General features: G+C 53.5%; 13 protein-coding genes. 6 read left to right on the top strand and 7 right to left on the bottom strand.

From position 1 onward, the window contains the following. Window positions 1-33 precede the first annotated feature (33 nt). Both NFS35_RS08030 and NFS35_RS08025 read left to right on the top strand, forming a co-directional pair. Window positions 34-822, top strand: a complete 789-nt coding sequence (locus tag NFS35_RS08030; RefSeq protein WP_251206610.1) for an ABC transporter permease — start codon at window positions 34-36, stop codon at window positions 820-822. Between the two features lie 130 nt (window positions 823-952). Then, entirely contained in the window at window positions 953-3,052 is a 2,100-nt protein-coding gene (locus tag NFS35_RS08025; RefSeq protein WP_251206609.1) for an endonuclease MutS2, read from the top strand. A 15-nt stretch (window positions 3,053-3,067) separates the two neighbouring features. On the opposite strand, the gene NFS35_RS08020 is transcribed toward NFS35_RS08025, so the two are convergent. The 4 genes from NFS35_RS08020 to NFS35_RS08005 all read right to left on the bottom strand — a co-directional run bounded on the left by NFS35_RS08020 (window position 3,068) and on the right by NFS35_RS08005 (window position 8,421). Next, a complete protein-coding gene (locus tag NFS35_RS08020) occupies window positions 3,068-4,816 on the bottom strand; it encodes a beta-L-arabinofuranosidase domain-containing protein (RefSeq protein WP_251206608.1) in 1,749 nt (582 codons plus the stop codon). A gap of 72 nt (window positions 4,817-4,888) precedes the next feature. Beyond that, window positions 4,889-5,782: a carbohydrate ABC transporter permease gene (locus NFS35_RS08015; RefSeq protein ID WP_251206607.1), complete on the bottom strand. Its 894-nt coding sequence runs from the start codon at window positions 5,780-5,782 to the stop codon at window positions 4,889-4,891. A gap of 15 nt (window positions 5,783-5,797) precedes the next feature. Continuing rightward, on the bottom strand, window positions 5,798-6,688 hold the full coding sequence (locus tag NFS35_RS08010) for an ABC transporter permease (RefSeq protein ID WP_334303550.1): 891 nt from the start codon (window positions 6,686-6,688) through the stop codon (window positions 5,798-5,800). A gap of 47 nt (window positions 6,689-6,735) precedes the next feature. Then, window positions 6,736-8,421 (bottom strand): extracellular solute-binding protein, encoded by a 1,686-nt coding sequence (locus NFS35_RS08005; RefSeq protein ID WP_251206605.1) that lies wholly within the window; start codon window positions 8,419-8,421, stop codon window positions 6,736-6,738. Window positions 8,422-8,651: 230 nt separating this feature from the next. Here NFS35_RS08005 and NFS35_RS08000 point away from each other — a divergent pair, with 230 nt between their 5' ends. Next, a complete protein-coding gene (locus NFS35_RS08000) occupies window positions 8,652-10,394 on the top strand; it encodes a sensor histidine kinase (protein WP_251206604.1) in 1,743 nt (580 codons plus the stop codon). After that, entirely contained in the window at window positions 10,391-12,037 is a 1,647-nt protein-coding gene (locus NFS35_RS07995) for a helix-turn-helix domain-containing protein (protein WP_251206603.1), read from the top strand. The genes NFS35_RS08000 and NFS35_RS07995 overlap by 4 nt, the downstream gene beginning before the upstream one ends. Window positions 12,038-12,193: 156 nt before the next feature. Here the strand turns inward: NFS35_RS07995 and NFS35_RS07990 are convergent, their stop codons facing one another. Beyond that, the gene (locus NFS35_RS07990) at window positions 12,194-12,490 is read right to left on the bottom strand and encodes a DUF3795 domain-containing protein (protein WP_251206602.1); all 297 of its coding nucleotides are present in this window, start codon (window positions 12,488-12,490) and stop codon (window positions 12,194-12,196) included. Between the two features lie 145 nt (window positions 12,491-12,635). On the opposite strand from NFS35_RS07990, the gene NFS35_RS07985 reads away from it, so the two are divergent. Beyond that, window positions 12,636-13,082: a hypothetical protein gene (locus NFS35_RS07985; protein WP_251206601.1), complete on the top strand. Its 447-nt coding sequence runs from the start codon at window positions 12,636-12,638 to the stop codon at window positions 13,080-13,082. Between the two features lie 22 nt (window positions 13,083-13,104). On the opposite strand, the gene NFS35_RS07980 is transcribed toward NFS35_RS07985, so the two are convergent. Beyond that, a complete protein-coding gene (locus NFS35_RS07980; protein ID WP_251206600.1) occupies window positions 13,105-14,001 on the bottom strand; it encodes a helix-turn-helix transcriptional regulator in 897 nt (298 codons plus the stop codon). A 357-nt stretch (window positions 14,002-14,358) separates the two neighbouring features. After that, the gene (locus NFS35_RS07975) at window positions 14,359-14,790 is read right to left on the bottom strand and encodes an RrF2 family transcriptional regulator (RefSeq protein ID WP_251206599.1); all 432 of its coding nucleotides are present in this window, start codon (window positions 14,788-14,790) and stop codon (window positions 14,359-14,361) included. A 205-nt stretch (window positions 14,791-14,995) separates the two neighbouring features. Between NFS35_RS07975 and cysK the strand changes: the two genes are divergently transcribed. After that, complete coding sequence (gene cysK / locus NFS35_RS07970) at window positions 14,996-15,928, top strand: cysteine synthase A (protein ID WP_251206598.1); 933 nt, start codon at window positions 14,996-14,998, stop codon at window positions 15,926-15,928. The last annotated feature ends 88 nt before the right edge of the window (window positions 15,929-16,016 follow it).

Below are 16,016 nucleotides of genomic sequence, written 5' to 3'. Positions count from 1 at the left end.
TGTAGGATTGTGGAGTGATAAACGGAGGTTTTTATGAAATATTACAGAGTGTGGAAAGCGTTGCTGAAAATCCGGTTCCAGAACCTGATGATGTTCCGTCTGGGCTTCTGGGGGCCGTTCTTTGTGGACGGGAGCCTGTTTCTGGTGCAGCTGGCGGTATTTGACGCCATCTATGCCAATGTGGATCGGATCGGCAGCTGGGGGCGGGGGGAGATGATTCTGTATATCGGTACCTTTTCCCTGATCAACGCCGTGAATATGGTGGTGTATTTCTTCGGGGTAAACGGGATTACGTCTAAAATCAAGAGCGGGGAGATGGATCTGTACCTGACGAAGCCGGTGAGCCCGCTGTTTCGGCTGACTTTTGAGCGGATGAATCCGGGCTCGCTGCCGCTGCTATTTTTCAGTATCTGCATCATAGGGTACGGTGTCCGTGCGGCGGGGATTTCGGTCAGCGCCGGGAGGGTGCTGGGATACCTGTTTTTTCTGGGGATCATGATTCTGCTCTATTATGAGATGGAGGTGCTGATCCGCTCCGTGGCGTTCTATCTGGTGTCCAACGCCAGGATGGAGCAGCTGGAGGAAGCGGGGCTGGAGCTGTGCATGAACCTGCCGGGGATTGCGTTTTACGGGATTTACAAGTTCGTGTTCTACTGCATCCTGCCCTATGGCATCATGGCGACGCTGCCTGTCCAGAGCCTGATCGGGGAGATGAGCTGGGGGACGGCGGCTTTCGGAATCGCGGTGGTGTGCGCTTTCAGCGGGCTGACGGCCCTGGTTTGGAGAAATGGGATGAGGCATTACAACAGCGCCAGTTCGTGAGAAAGGTATGGAAATGACTGTTGCAGGACGCTGGCGCAGAGAGGCGCGGAACCAGAAACAGTATGCGGGCATCCTCTGCTGGAACTGGCGCGGGATGTGAGCATACGGAACAAAACTAGGAGAAAAGAAAATGGATAAAACGGAAATAAGTTTAGAATTTGACAAAATAAAGGCACAATGGACAGACTGTGCCCTGACGGAGGCTGCCAGGAGTAAGATACAGGACACCCACATGATCCTGTCGGAGACAGAGCTGGCCGCCAGGCTGCGGGAGACCACGGAGAGCCGCCAGATGCTGGAGAAATGCGGCACCCCGCCCCTGGTATCCCTGGACGGCATAGAGGAGCTGCTGGCCGCCGGAGAAAAGGGGCAGTGCCTGATGCCGCCGGATCTGGAAAAGATAGCCACGGCGCTGGTGGCGGTGAACCGGCTGAAAGATTACCTGGCGAGAGGGAAATCCCATGAAATCCCCCTGGCCTATTACGAGGAGAACCTGGATCCCCTGGAGGAACTGCGGGAACAGCTGCGGTACCAAATCTGGAACGAACAGGTCTCCGACAATGCTTCCAAGCTGCTGAAAAATCTGCGGGGAGACATCCTCCGGGCGCAGGACAAAATGCGGGAGAAAGCGGAAGCCGTCATGCGGGCCAACAAGGAATGCATGTCCGACCATTTCAGCACCATGCGGAACGGCCATGTGTGCATCCCGGTGAAGAAAGAGTACAAATTCAAGATCAACGGCATCCTGATCGACAAGTCCTCCACAGGCAGCACCCTGTTCATAGAGCCCGCGGCTGCGGGGAAATATTATGAGGAGCTGCAGGAACTGCGCATAGACGAGGAGAACGAGGTGCGCCGGATCCTGTATGAACTCACCGCTCTGGTTGCGGAGAACAGGGCTGCCATGGAGACGAACATACGGATGATGGAGAAGCTGGACTTTATTTTCTCCAAGGGAAAGCTCTCGGAGCAATATGACGGCAGAGAACCGAAGATTGTCGCTGAAAGGCGCATTTATCTACGGAATGCCAGACATCCGCTGATGGACAAAAAAGTCTGCGTGCCTTTGCAGTTTTCCATAGGGGAGGGCGTGAACGGCGTGGTGATAACCGGGCCCAACACCGGCGGCAAGACCGTGGCCATCAAGACCGTGGCCCTGAGCTGCCTGATGGCCCAGTGCGGGCTCCATGTGGCCTGCGAGGAAGCGCAGGTTTGCATGAACCGGAACATCCTCTGCGACATCGGGGACGGGCAGAATCTTTCGGAGAACCTGTCCACCTTTTCGGCCCATATCGTCAATGTGCTGGACATTCTGAAGCGGGTGACCGCCGAGAGCCTGGTGGTGATGGATGAACTGGGCTCCGGCACGGATCCGGCCGAGGGCATGGGGATTGCCGTGGCCATTTTGGAGGAGCTGAAGAAAAGCGGGGCGCTGTTCCTGGTCACCACCCATTACCCGGAGGTGAAACTTTACGCGGAGCGGGAAGCCGGAATCGTCAACGCCCGGATGACCTTTGACCGGGAGAACCTGAAGCCCCTGTACCAGATGGTGATTGGGGAGGCCGGGGAGAGCTGTGCGTTCTATATTGCCAGCCGCCTGGGGATGCCCGGGTATATGCTGCGGAGGGCGGCCAGGGAGGCCTATGGGGAGGGCAGCGGGCAGGAGCTGGCATTTTCCGGCATTTACCGCAGTGGCCAGTGTGGCGACAGTGAGCCGGCGGAGCGCAGAAACCAGGCGGACAGCGGACGTGACAGAAGCCTGACTGAAGATGGGGGTTCGACAAAGCATAGAAGCCAGGCAGACAATGGACGGAAAGGAAGCCTCTCTGAAAACGAAGGCCTGGAGCCCTCCTGGAAATCGGCAATCGGTACAGGCGCAGAACGGCTGGAGAAAGTGCCGGTGCCCCAAATCGAAAGAGCCGGCGCCAAAGCCGGGAAAAAGCACGGAACCACCTTCAACCGGGGAGACAGCGTCATGATCTATCCCGACCGGAAAATCGGCATCGTGTGCGAGCCCGCCAATGACAAGGGCGTCCTGCGCCTGCAGCTGCCGGGCAAGAAAATCTGGATCAACCACAAGCGTGTGAAGCTGCATGTGGCGGCTCAGGAGCTGTATCCGGAGGATTACGATTTCTCCATTATCTTCGACACTGTGGAGAACCGCAAGCTCAGACACCAGATGGGGCGCGAGTATGTGGAGGGAGCGGAGATTGTCGTGGAGGGGGAATGATAGGGCTCATAAATTTTACGGCTCTGACTTAAGCCAGGTGGTGTACTGGCTGCCAGTGTACCCCAGGTGGTAGAAGTCGCCCAAAGTAATGCCGCAGGGAAGAGGAATATGGATTTTGCCTTCCAGGGAGACGGAAGAGGTTTCTTCCAGCTCTGTGCGGTTTATAGAGGGCAGGGCCAGGAGGTTGTGGCCTCCTGCCAGGCTGATATCGGTGCCGAACAGGATAGGGCCTCTGTAAATGCTGACCAGTCCCTGGAATTCTTCCTGACCGTCCAGGTAGCGGGTGGAGAGATCCAGGCTCAGTTCCAGGAACAGCCTGCCCGGACACTGCAGGCGGAAGTAGGTTCCGGCTTTTGGATGACTGGTGGTGCCGTCTGCCGTAACGATAGTGCAGGCGGACCATTTGGGGATTCGCAGAGCCAGATTTCCGGTGTAGTGCTCTACGGTAATCTGTATTTTGCCCTGGGCAGGGTAATTTCCGGTTATTTGAATGAGGGCTCCTTCCTCGGTCATGAAATCTGCGTCTTCATAGTAATTGATGCAGAGGGTGGAGGAAGTGCTGGTCACGGCCCATTCGCTGAGCATCCCTATCCCGCGGGGAGCGTTGGTGGAGCAGCAGTTCAGCTCCGGCGACCCGGCCCGGCAGTGGAAAGTGATGTCGTGGACGCTGGAATGCTTTTCTCCCACCATGGGTGTGTGGTAAGCAGACCAGCGCCCGGTGGGAGACCAGGAGCCCATGCAGGCATTGTAATGAGCCAGCTCCAGGAAATCTGCGATTTCAGGATTGCCTGTCAGCTTGAGGACCTCTACTGCCAGCGCGTCATAGGCTATTGTACAGCAGGTTTCCATATGGCCGTTGCAGAAAGGGGTGCCCACAGCCTGCTCTTCGGTGGAAAAAGAGCCAGTGTTATGGATATCTGTTTTCTGGATAGAGTAATAAATCTGCTCCACGGTGCGCAGATAGTAATCTTTTCCTGTAGCCCGGTATAATTCCGCAATCCCCAGGATGATGTGCAGGCTTTCCCAGCGGGGCTGCGGGCACTGATAGAACTCCACCTTGTCCATGGCGCAGCTGATATAATCTCCGGCGCCCTCACCGGAGAGATCTTTTTCAACCTCCAGGGCGAACGCCAGGTAGCGGGGGGCGTCAGTCAGGCGGTAGAGAATGGCGAAAGCATGGATGGGAGACAGGTTCGCCTCAGGGGATTTTAAGGACAGCAGGCTTTTCATTCCTGTTTCGGGGTTGTAGAATTTGTGCAGGAACAGTCCGGCGATTTTTTCTACACATTGGAGATATTGTTTTTTCTGAGTCTCCTCGTACCACAGCAGCAGGCCGTACATAATGTGATAGTGGCCCCAGGCATCCCAGGTGCCCTCCACTTCGTCGGGCTTCTGGGAGAAAGAGCCTGTGAGGCGGCATTCTTTGCTGAAAGGCCCCAGATAACCGTCCTCTGCCTGACAGGTCAGAAGCTCTTCCAGAAAGCCCTGGAGGTAGGTATAAAGCTCCTGGTCCAGCGTCAGGCGGTAAATGTAATAGGCTCCGGTAATATATTTTCCGGCAAACTCCCCCAGCCAGGCCAGCATCAGCCTGTAGGGCAGCAGATCCCTTTCCTTGAACATGTCCAGGATGCCGGGGTTGCTCTCCCGCAGTCCGATCAGCCAGTTTCTGGTTATGTTGCCCGCCAATTTGCCGGTGATGCCCGGAAGATGGCTCTTTTGCATCCGCACTGTGCGCATCATATCTTTTTCGCTTGATTTTTGCATAAAACCTCCTTATTAAGTTTGGAATCTGCCCCGCCAGTACCCGGACATGGGCAGATGCATGAACATGCGATTTCAGCCCTTTACGCTGCCCAAAGTCAGGCCGGAAGTAAAATATTTCTGAAGAAAGGGATAAACCACCATCACGGGCAGGGCACCCAGGAACAGCTGCGCTGCGCGTCCGGTTCGTACATTGATCTGGGAAGCCAGCTGCCTGTAGTCGGCACCTGCCTGCCGCATCAGGGATTCAAAGCTGCGGAGGAGACTTTGCATGTATGTGGCAAGGGGGTACATGGCACGGTCATTTAAGTAGATGATTCCGCTGAACCAGTCATTCCAGTGGCCTACGATGCAGAATAGACCTACGGTGGCCAGGGAGGGCTTCAGCAGAGGAAGCACCACCTTGTACAGCAGCTGGAATTCCGAGGCGCCGTCAATTCTGGCGGCTTCCTGCAGCTCTTCCGGCAGGCCCCGGATGAAATTCATCAAAATTATCATATTATAGACCGGCAATGCTCCCGGCAGGATCATAGACCATATGGTATCCTTAAGCCCGGCTTTGGAAACGACCAGATAGGTAGGAATCATGCCTCCGCTGAACAGCATGGTGAATACGAAAAAGGCCATGTAGATATTTCGCCCCATCAGCCGGCTTTTGTCCTTGGAGAGAGGATAGGCGGTGAGTACCATCAGAATCAGGTTGATCATAGTTCCCAGGAAAGTCCGCACCAGGGAGTTTCCCAGAGCGCGCATGAAATCCCCCTTTTTGAACGCATATTCATAGGAGGAAAGGGTGAACTCTACAGGCCAGAAGGTCACCTTTCCGGCCGCCACGGCAGGCCGTCCGCTGAGAGATATGGCGAACAAATGTACGAAAGGCAGAACGCAGCTTAAGCAGACCAGGACCAGAAGCGTGTAGTTGCATGCCAGAAAAATTTTTCTTGAAACACTTGTTTTTTGCTTTTTCATATACGCTTCGCCTTTCTAAAAAATTCGATAATTTGCCAGCTTGTCAGCCAGTTTGTAAGAAGAGACCACCAGCACAAGGGATATGGCCGATTTGAACAGTCCCACTGCAGTGCCCACGGAATATTGTGCCTGCGTGATTCCCAGACGGTAGACATAGGTGTCGATGATGTCGCCGGTTTTGTACACCACCGGGGCATAAAGGTTGTAGATCTGGTCAAAGCCCGCATTCATGACTCCGCCCAGAGCCAGGACCAGCATCAGGACAATGGTGGGAGCCAGCATGGGCAGTGTGACATAGCGCGTCTGGCTCAGCCTTCCTGCGCCATCGATTCTGGCCGCCTCATAGAGTTCCGGATCAATGGCGGTCAGGGCCGCCAGATATACTACCGTGCCGAAGCCGAAGCCTTTCCAGATATCAGACAGAATCATGGTCCAGGGAAAAATGGAAGGGCTTCCTAAAAAGTTCACCGGGTTCATGCCGAATGCCTGCAGCGCCTGGTTGACGAGCCCGTCGACAGCCAGAAGGTCTGTCAGGATGCCTGCCAGAATGACCCAGGAGAGAAAGTTTGGTATATAGATTAATGTCTGGAAAATCCGCTTCAGGATTTTGTTGCCGAGCTCATTCAACAGCAGTGCGAACACCACAGAGGTCAATATGCCTCCCAGCATCTTGAAGACTGCGATATAAAGACTGTTCCAGATGGTCCGGACGAAGTTGGGCTGGGAAAAAAGAAATTGAAAATGCTTAATGCCCACCCAGGGAGAGGAAAAACCTCTCCCTGGATTATAATCTTCAAATGCGATCACCAGCCCATATAAAGGTATATAGGAGAAAATGAGTATCAGGAGGATTCCTGGCAGGAGCATCAAGTGCATCTGCCATTCTCTCCGGATGCGTTTCTTTATATGTTTCATAGGCCGCTCCTTGTATTGTTTTCCAGGAAACTATGTCTTTAGCTGCCGTACATCTCGTTGACTTCCTTTGTGGCAGTGTCGCCGCCTGCGGTTCTCCACTCCTCAACCAGAGTGTCGAAATAGTCCACGGGCACCTCGCCTGTGATAATCTTGGTAAAGCCTTCTGTCAGGATGTCGTCCAGGGTGGTTCCCATCTGGGCAACAGCTTCAGGAGTGATAGCCCATACCTTGTTCTTGATTACATCTCCGGAGGCGATGATGGGTTCAGCCACGCTGTATGCGCTCTTGTAAGGAGCCCAGAGCATGTAGCCGCCTACTGCTGCGGAATCGCCGCAGTCCAGGAAGTTTTTGATGTCGGCATAAGCCTGTGTCTGCTTTGTGCTGCTCAGCGCGCTGTCATCGCCGGCAGCAGCTGCCTGTGAGGCCACAAGGAAAGTGTCGCGATCCAGGTTGGGATCCTGTACGCGCAGAACCTGCGCCGCATGGTCGATGTTGAAGTAGGAAAGGATTTCTTCCTGGCTCATGCCGTCTGCAATGCCCTCTTTCTCCAGGTGAGCGTAGAAATTGATGCACTTCATGGCCGCTTCCGGATTTTCGCAGTTCTTGCTGACTACAATATAAGAGAAATTGTCGCAGTTCAAAGGATAGAGAACTTTTCCGCCATTTGCGCTGGGGACGGGATAGGCTTCCATGTAAGCCTCTCTGCCCAGATTGGAGATCATGTCGGTTCCGGCTGACCATCCCACCCAGTTTTTGAAAGGATAAATGCCGACTTTGTTGTTGACAGCATCCTCATTCAGTTTGTCGCCGTTGGTCAGAGAGAAATTGGAATTGATGATGCCTTCCTTGTACCACTCCGCCCATGCTGCAAGAGCCTCTTTCATTTCAGGCTGTATGGAGCCATAGCCAATCTGGCCGTCGGGCTGATCAATCCAGATGTCAGGATAAGCGCCCCATGCGGGAGCCAGAATCTTCAGGGTGGTCAGGCTCTGGTCTACAGCGATTCCGGTGCTGCCGTATTCTTCCTGGAAAGCTTTCTCCATGGCGACCAGGTCGTCTATGGTCTTGGGGTCATCCAGATTCAGGCCGTTCTTCCAATCCTGGCGGATCCATACCGGATTGATCTGGGCGATGGGGCCTACGCCCAGCTGGGCGATGCCGTACAGCTTGCCGTCGGATTTTCCGGAGTCAAAGCTTTCGGGCTCTATAGCCATGTAGCCTTTGACGATGTCACTGGCATATTGCTCATATATCTCTGTCATGTCATACAGCAGATCTGCCTCAATCATCTGCTGCAGCTGATAAGTCTGCACCATACATACATCCGGCAGATTTTTGTCGGCGATGGCCAGGTTGATCTTCGTGAAATAATCGTCCCATTCCGCGGTGTATGCAGGGACTACTTCAATGTTCAGCTTGTCCTTGTAGCCTCTGGTCCAGGGATTGTTGGTGATGTCGTCTCCGGACTCATAGTTCAGGCCGGAATTGATCATCAGGGCTACTTCCAACGTGACGGTCTCGTCATAGGGAGTCAGCGGGCCGTCTGCCTCCGGGGTGCCCGCCTGGCTTTCGGAACCGTCCTGGGCGCTCTGCACGGTATTGCCGCCGTCAGACTCTTTGCCTCCATCGGACTCTTGGCTTCCGTCAGGCTCTTTGCCGCCGCAGGCTGCCAGAGACATTGCCATTGCAGCTGCCAGTAACAAGGATACGAATCTTTTCTTCATAAGTTAATTTCTCCCTTCTTTTAAGCGGATACGGTATCTATTGCACGGTCTTATTATAATGGACAGCCATTCCGGGTTCTATGGGTTTTCTTGCGTTTTGTATAATATTTTGACTATTATTTCCGCATAGGGCAAAATATCTTTATGGGCGCAAAATTTTGTACTATAATAATATTCGGTGAACCGGCTTTTCAGGGGGCTGCAGCTGTATAAGCAGGGGAGGAAGGATAATGAAACAGAAGAAAAATATTACCTTTAAAAAACTGATTATGTTGTTTGCGACAGTCATTCTTCCCTTTCTGTTGCTTGGAATGTTTATGATTTATCAGAACAGTACATCGGAAAGGAGCCGAACCTTTTCCGTGATTCAGGATGAAACGGACAGGACGGCGGCGGAGCTGACAGATACCATAGAACAGCTGCAGCATACAGCGGCGGAGATGGCGGAGCAGGCAAATCTGAAAGAACTGGCCAGGCTGGCTTTTCTCATGACTCCCTATGAAGCCGCCAGGAATATTCTGCAGCTTCAGGAGCAGCAGACCAGCATCCGGAACGCCAACCCATATATTGAGAATTTCGTCATCTATTATCCTGACAGACTACAGGCTTTTAATGTGAAAGAGGGCGGGGTTCCCAGCTTTTTCGAGTTCACCGAGGAGGAATATGCCGAGCTTGCCGGCGAGCGCAATCGTTTTGACTTTCTCACAGTGTACAATCAGAAGCTGACAGAAGTCATACTTCCCACCTCAGGCGCGGAGTTTTTGATCCGGGTGGATCTGGCTTCGCCTGTTATTGCGGCGCTGCTGGAAAACGCTTTTTCAGAGTATGACTACTACTATCTGCTGGATGTCTTCGATCATGCCTATGAGCTGACAAATCTTTCGGAGGAACAGCTGGATCAGTTTTCAGGGCAGACAGGCAGGGTGTCCATTGACGGAACGCGGTATTATGTTTTTGCGGCAACGCTTCCTTATGGAGACGGGAAGCTGGAATTCTTTTTTCCAGAGGATCAATTGTTCCGGGATTCCAGGGCATATCAGATTTTATATCTGTATTTTGGGATGATTGTGCTTGCCGCCTGCTGTTTGTTCCTGTTGGGGAGCTATTCCCTGATCAACAAACCCATACAGATGCTGGTGGGCGGATTTCAGCATATTAACAGGCAGGACTACAGCATTCGGATTCCCAGCAGGCGGGGATCGGATTTTGATTATCTGTATCAGGAATTTAACCAGATGGTAGGGGAGCTGGAAATTCTGATTGAGAAAAATTACCAGCAGCAGCTTCTTCTGAGCAAAGCGGAGCTGAGACAGCTGCAGGCTCAGATCAACCCTCATTTTCTCTACAATTCTTTCTTCCTGCTGCGCCGTATGATACATGACGAGCTGTACGAGGAAGCGGGAGAGATGGCGGACACGCTGGGGCTTTACTATCAGTATATCACCCGCAACAGTCAGGACTATATGCCGTTAGGAAAGGAATACCACCATGCCATGCTGTACTGTGAAATCCAGAGGCTGCGTTTCGGGGATCGGATTCTTATTGAGACAGACCCTCTTCCTGAGAAATACCACCGGATTCTTGTACCGAAGCTGATTATTCAGCCGATTTTAGAGAATGCTTTTAACTATGGGCTGCGCGACAAGGTGGAGGGAGGATTGCTGCGGGTGAAAGTGGAGGATGGCGCCTCGGGCCTTACGATTTCCATAGAAGAAAACGGGGAGGATCTTTCGGAGGATCAACTGTCCCGGATACAGAATAAGCTGAAAGAAACCGCCAGGGGAAATGTGCTGCAGGAGATGACAGGTATGCTGAACATCCAGCGCAGATTGTGTATTTATTTCAGGGAACAGGAAAAAGAAAATCCGGCAGCAGTCCGGGAGAAAGTGGCAGGAGAGGAGTATCTGAGGGCCGAACGCAGCGAGCTGGGAGGGCTCTGCATACGGCTGTGCCTGCCGGGAGGACTTTTATGATCAAAGTATTGTTAGTGGATGATGAATTTCATGTAATCAGCCATCTGACCAATCTGCTGCAGCAGATGGAACAGTATGAGCTGAACATCGTGAGCACCTGCTCCGGGCCGGAGGCGCTGTCTCTGATAGCGTCGTCTCATATTGATATCGCTTTTCTGGACATCAATATGCCGAAAGTGGGAGGTCTTATGATTGCGGATAAGCTGCACCGTCAGTGGCCGGACTGCCAGATTGTTTTTCTGACGGCCTATGAGGTGTTCGATTATATCTATGAGGCGAACCAATATCCGGGAGCTGTCTATCTGCTGAAGGCGGAGCCTGACAAGAAGCTTCGAAGCGTGGCGGAAGCAAGTTGTGAAACCATTCTGCGCAAAAGAGAGGAAAAAGAATATCTGACTGATATCCAGCAGAAGCAAAAACAACTGCTGCTGTTGCAGGAACAGCTTTTGCTGCGGGAAGTGCTGCATGGGAATCTGTCAGGCAATCTGATTGATTTTGCCCAAAGCGCGGCTTTGGAGATTCATTTTTCGCTTCAGGACAAAGTATACCTGATGTTGATGGATATCAAAAAGGCTCCCTCCGCCTGTCTGGAATCCGTGTTCTATCTGGACAGGATGGAGCGGCTGCTGGGGAATCTGTTCTGCTTCTCTTTTGTGGAGACACAGAAAGGGATGCTGCTGTGGATTTTTCAGGAAAAGGCCGGCCTGGAGCAGGAACTTTCCTGTTTTGACTGCCTGAAAGACACTATGGATGCTTTTCTGGATATCTGCACAGATATCAGGCATCAGACGGTTTCGCTGTGCCTGTACCGGGAAAAAGTGGATTGGGAGCAGCTGCAGGGCGCTTACCAGCTTTTATATGACGCTTATTACCGGGAAAGCGCGCTGTTGTCCATGAATGCCTCTGCCGCAAGAGTGATAGAGGCCCTGGCTCCGGCGCTGGAGCCGGAGCCCTCCGCACTGTCTGCGTCAGCTGTCCTGCCCAAGAAGCTGGTTTCCATGAAACAGGCGCTGTACCAGGGAAATAGAGACTTGTTTCTCACGGAGCTTTTATATTGTCGCCAGTACTGTGTTTCTGTCCGGAGCAGACATCATACAGGGGCTGTGAAGCTGTATTTTTCTTTGGCAGTGATCTATCTGGACTATATTGAACACTATGGGCTGGAACAGAGGCTTTCCATGGAAATCGCGCTGTATCCTCTCTATTGCATCAATGATTTTGCGGACTGGAACCAGGCGTTTGTCTATCTGAAGCGTCTGGCGGAAGCGCTGTTTTGTATTGCCGGGGAGTTCAGCAATGACAAAACGACGCAGCTGATTTCTTCCATACAGAATTATGTGCAGGGCCATCTGTCGGAGGATTTGAGCCTTACGGTGATAGCGAATTATGTGAACTATAATGAATCCCATGTTTCCCGGCTGTATAAACGCGTCACAGGGGACAAGCTTACAGATTATATTACAGCCTGCCGGATCACATATGCCAGGCAGCTGCTGGCGCAGACAGAGGACACGGTGCAGGTCATCTCCCAGAAAGCGGGATTTCATACTTCCCAGTATTTTTCCTCTTCTTTTCGAAAAAGCACAGGGATGTCCCCCAATGAATATCGCCAGCAGAGCCGCGGCGGAGCTTGTACTGTTTAACAGGGTGTGAAGACTGGGCATGAAAGAGGATGCGTTTCAAAGGCCTTTTCCCATGAAACGTTTCGACTGCCCCGGGCTGGGTGTCCCGGTACAGGGCTATGTATTCGGTTTCGTCCGCTTTGCGGAGGAGGCACTGCCGTTCCATGCTTGTATCCCTTATTTGGCAAATGTTTCCTGGCTTCCTTCCCCGTCCCTGCGCCAGATTCTGCACTGCTCGATTCGTGCCCCATGGGGCGTATCGCCGTGCTCCGGGTCGCAGGAATAGCTGGTCAGCATGTCGCAGGGGATGTCCGGGCATTGGCCGCAGTGCAGGAAGCCTTTCTCCTGGCAGCAGGCTGCTACGGGGCATTCCCCGTGGAAAGGGCGTCCCTCTGTCTCGATACAGCCGCCGCAGCCGCAGGCCTCCTTGTATCCGCATCCGGTGCAGTGCAGTCCGCATCTTGAATCAATCATGTCAGTTACCTCCTTTTTTCCTCCACTATACCATTTTGAACATGACAACTGTATGTCATGTTGAGATGTATATTGCATAACGCCAGAATTGTCCTTGGTGCTTTGCTGGCTTATCACTGCTTGCAAAGCAGGTAAAGGCCCTGCGGTGGGAATTGAACGCTGGCTGGACTACATTTCCTTCGGCGAGACAGGTACCGGAGGATGCTCCAACGGCGACAGTCTGATTCACTGCGTCAGAGCCGCCTGGAATCTGGATTCAGAAGATTTCCGGGTGTCCCTCCTGAAGCACGAAGCCCAGCACGCCATGGACCAGGTCCGCTATAAGGACATCACAAACAAGGAGTTGGAATACCGGGCCAAGCTGGTGGAACTGATTTACTGCAAAGAGCGGAGGATGTTGGAGCGTTTCGTGAGTCAGGCCGACGCAACAAGGGCAGACAATGGGCACGGATTATCCGCTGAGCACATTGTAAGAGGATTCGAGATATGCCTGAAAAAAGACCGCGGCAGGCTGGCCGGGCTCCCTATTGAGACAGTGCAGACAGTCGCCCGGTCGCTTTTTGCAGAGAGCTGTAAAGAAATGGCGGCATAATACCGCTGATCAGAGATCGTTCTCAGTATAAATCCCGGGCGGCGTCCAGTTCGGCTTTCATCCGCTCCACCATCTCCGGCGGCCCCAGGACTTTCACCTTTCTGCCGAAGCGCAGGAACCATTCCACGGCCTGTTCCCGGGTGGTGAAGCCCCATTCCGCATAGAGCCTGCCGTCTTCCCGCGGGGTGAAGCAGACGGGGCCGTATTCCTCCACCAGGCGGTATTTCAGGGAGGGGTCGTAGAGGGCGGCGACCATGTAGTCGTCCGTCATGTGGGAGCCGAAGAGCTTTTTCTCCTCCGGGATTTCCCTGCGGGAGAAGGGCTCCTGTGTCACTGTCAGGTTCCACAGGCGGCGCAGCTTGTACAGGCGGAAGTCCTGCCGCTGCCTGCAGAAGCCGAAGACGTACCAGTCAGACCATTTGAAGACCAGCAGGCAAGGCTCTATCAGCTTGTCCGCCTCGCCCTTTTCGTAGTAATAGCGGAAGGAGATGCACCGGGACGCCTGGATGGCGGCTTTCATCTGTTCCAGCTTGGACGCCAGATCGTCCTTGTAGTGGGAGGCCAGGTCGATGGCCATATGGTCGGCCAGGCTGACGGCCTGGCTGCCGCCGATCTTCCGGGCCAGGGTTTCACCGGAGGCGGAGCGGGAGACGCTGTCCAGGGACTTCAGCCCCGTGAAGATGGCCGCCAGCTCCTGTTTGGTAAAGACGGTGGTGTCCAGGGAGAAGCCCTCCATGATGGAGATGCCGCCGCCCGCCCCCTGGGTGGTGACCAGGGGGATGCCGGCTTTGCAGATGTCCTCGATGTCCCGGTTGATGGTGCGGCGGGACACCTCGAACTTCTCGGCCAGGTAGGGGGCGGTGACGGTCTTTTGCTGCTGCAGGGTGGTGATGATGCCGATCAGGCGGTATATTTTCATGCGGGATGTTCTCCTTTTGTAAACGTTAAAAAATTATAGAAATGAATCGGTACATGAAAAAGATTTTCTTTTGGAAAAAACCGCTGCAATATAATCACGTATCGCACAGACCAATGAGATTCTTGACAAGGGGTTCCCGATACGGGCACATATGGGGAGATATCCTTCATTCTGCCAAGATTTGCGGAATTCGTCATGATAAAGACGCTTTAACAGAGGCCTGATCGACAGGGGATATCCGAAAACAGAATGGCGTGAAAGCATAGGGACACATACCAGCCGGATAGCCGTCGGATTCGGCCGCACCGATAGCCATGGCTCCGCGGCATGCTCCTGTAGGGCTGCGCATCGCGGAATTCATATAATATAGTCATAACTTTCATTATTCTGCTGTACCAGGTCGGCCACTGTGACATTGTCCAGATAATCATTGATGACTTTGTCCAGCCCTTTCCACAGGGGCAGGGTCCGGCAGACTGCCATCCTGGGACAGGAAGGGGCGCTCTCCTCCAGACAGGACACGGGCGCGAGGGATTCCTCCGTGAGGCGCAGGATGCTGCCCACGGTGTACTGGTCAGGGGATCTGGTCAGCTTATAGCCGCCGCCTTTCCCGCGCAGCCCGGTCAGGAACCTGCCCTTGACCAGAAGCTTGATGATGCTCTCCAGATACTTCTCGGAAATTTCCTGCCTTGCGGCAATTTCTTTCAGCGGAATGTAGTCATCCGACTGGTGCTCGGCCAAATCGATCATTACCCGGAGTGAATAGCGGCCCCTTGTAGAAATCAACATAGTAATCCCCATACCTTTCCATAGCCTGCAGGCTTTTCGATAAACCTATTATAAAACATGGTTAATAGGAAAATCAATATAAATATGAAATATATTTCTATTGACAAAATATGTATTTCATCATATAATCACATTAACCTACTTGAAATATAGGAATAAAAAGAACGGAAGCATGTTTGTGCATAACTGGAATAGGAGAGAAAATATGAGCAGAATTTACACATCCGCCGATCAGCTGATTGGCAGGACCCCATTACTGGAACTGGTCCGCATCGAGAAAGAAGAGAATCTGGAGGCCAGGATTCTGGCAAAGCTGGAATACTTCAACCCCGCAGGCTCCGTAAAAGACCGTATCGCAAAGGCCATGATTGACGATGCGGAGGCGAAAGGCCTGCTGAAGAAGGGCTCTGTGATCATCGAGCCCACCTCAGGCAATACCGGCATCGGCCTGGCATCCGTGGCTGCGGCCCGCGGCTACCGCATCATCATCGTCATGCCCGAGACCATGAGCGTGGAGCGCCGCCAGCTGATGAAAGCCTACGGCGCGGAGCTGGTGCTCACGGAGGGGACGAAAGGCATGGCAGGAGCCATAGCCAAAGCCGATGAACTGGCAAAGGAGATTCCGGACAGCTTCATCCCCGGCCAGTTCGTGAATCCCGCCAACCCTGCCGCCCATAAAGCCACCACAGGCCCCGAAATCTGGGAGGACACCGACGGCAAGGTGGATATCTTCGTGGCAGGCGTGGGCACCGGCGGCACGATCACAGGTATCGGTGAGTACTTAAGGAGCCGGAAGCCGGAAGTGAAAATCGTGGCCGTAGAGCCTGCGGCGTCCCCCGTGCTCAGCAAGGGAACCGCCGGTGCGCACAAGATTCAGGGTATCGGCGCGGGATTTGTCCCAAAGGTGCTGGACACGGAAGTCTACGATGAAATCATCCCGGTAGAAAATGAGGATGCTTTTGCCGCAGGCAGGCGCGTCGGCAGGAGCGAGGGCGTGCTGGTGGGGATATCCTCCGGCGCTGCCGTCTGGGCTGCCATCCAGCTGGGCAAGCGTGCGGAGAACAGAGGAAAGACCATCGTGGCGCTGCTGCCGGATACGGGAGACCGCTATCTTTCCACGCCGCTGTTTGCGGAATGATATGCGGCCTGCTCTGTTTCGGCGCATGGATATCGCCGCCAGGCGTAATGCCAGAAAGGGACTGCCAAGGCAGTCCCTTTCCTATAGA

The organism is Acetatifactor aquisgranensis (assembly GCF_943193215.1).
In the GTDB taxonomy this organism is placed as follows: domain Bacteria; phylum Bacillota; class Clostridia; order Lachnospirales; family Lachnospiraceae; genus Acetatifactor; species Acetatifactor aquisgranensis.
Note: the sequence above shows the minus strand (reverse complement) of the source record. Positions and strands in the feature narration are given on the sequence as shown.

Excerpts from the sequence above, each read along its gene's own strand:
- NFS35_RS07995 (WP_251206603.1), top strand. The coding sequence starts at position 10,391 with ATGATCAAAGTATTGTTAGTGGATGATGAATTTCATGTAATCAGCCAT.
- NFS35_RS07990 (WP_251206602.1), bottom strand. The coding sequence starts at position 12,490 with ATGATTGATTCAAGATGCGGACTGCACTGCACCGGATGCGGATACAAG.
- NFS35_RS08015 (WP_251206607.1), bottom strand. The coding sequence starts at position 5,782 with ATGAAAAAGCAAAAAACAAGTGTTTCAAGAAAAATTTTTCTGGCATGC.
- NFS35_RS08030 (WP_251206610.1), top strand. The coding sequence starts at position 34 with ATGAAATATTACAGAGTGTGGAAAGCGTTGCTGAAAATCCGGTTCCAG.
- NFS35_RS08005 (WP_251206605.1), bottom strand. The coding sequence starts at position 8,421 with ATGAAGAAAAGATTCGTATCCTTGTTACTGGCAGCTGCAATGGCAATG.
- cysK (WP_251206598.1), top strand. The coding sequence starts at position 14,996 with ATGAGCAGAATTTACACATCCGCCGATCAGCTGATTGGCAGGACCCCA.
- NFS35_RS08020 (WP_251206608.1), bottom strand. The coding sequence starts at position 4,816 with ATGCAAAAATCAAGCGAAAAAGATATGATGCGCACAGTGCGGATGCAA.
- NFS35_RS07975 (WP_251206599.1), bottom strand. The coding sequence starts at position 14,790 with ATGTTGATTTCTACAAGGGGCCGCTATTCACTCCGGGTAATGATCGAT.
- NFS35_RS07980 (WP_251206600.1), bottom strand. The coding sequence starts at position 14,001 with ATGAAAATATACCGCCTGATCGGCATCATCACCACCCTGCAGCAGCAA.
- NFS35_RS08000 (WP_251206604.1), top strand. The coding sequence starts at position 8,652 with ATGAAACAGAAGAAAAATATTACCTTTAAAAAACTGATTATGTTGTTT.
- NFS35_RS08025 (WP_251206609.1), top strand. The coding sequence starts at position 953 with ATGGATAAAACGGAAATAAGTTTAGAATTTGACAAAATAAAGGCACAA.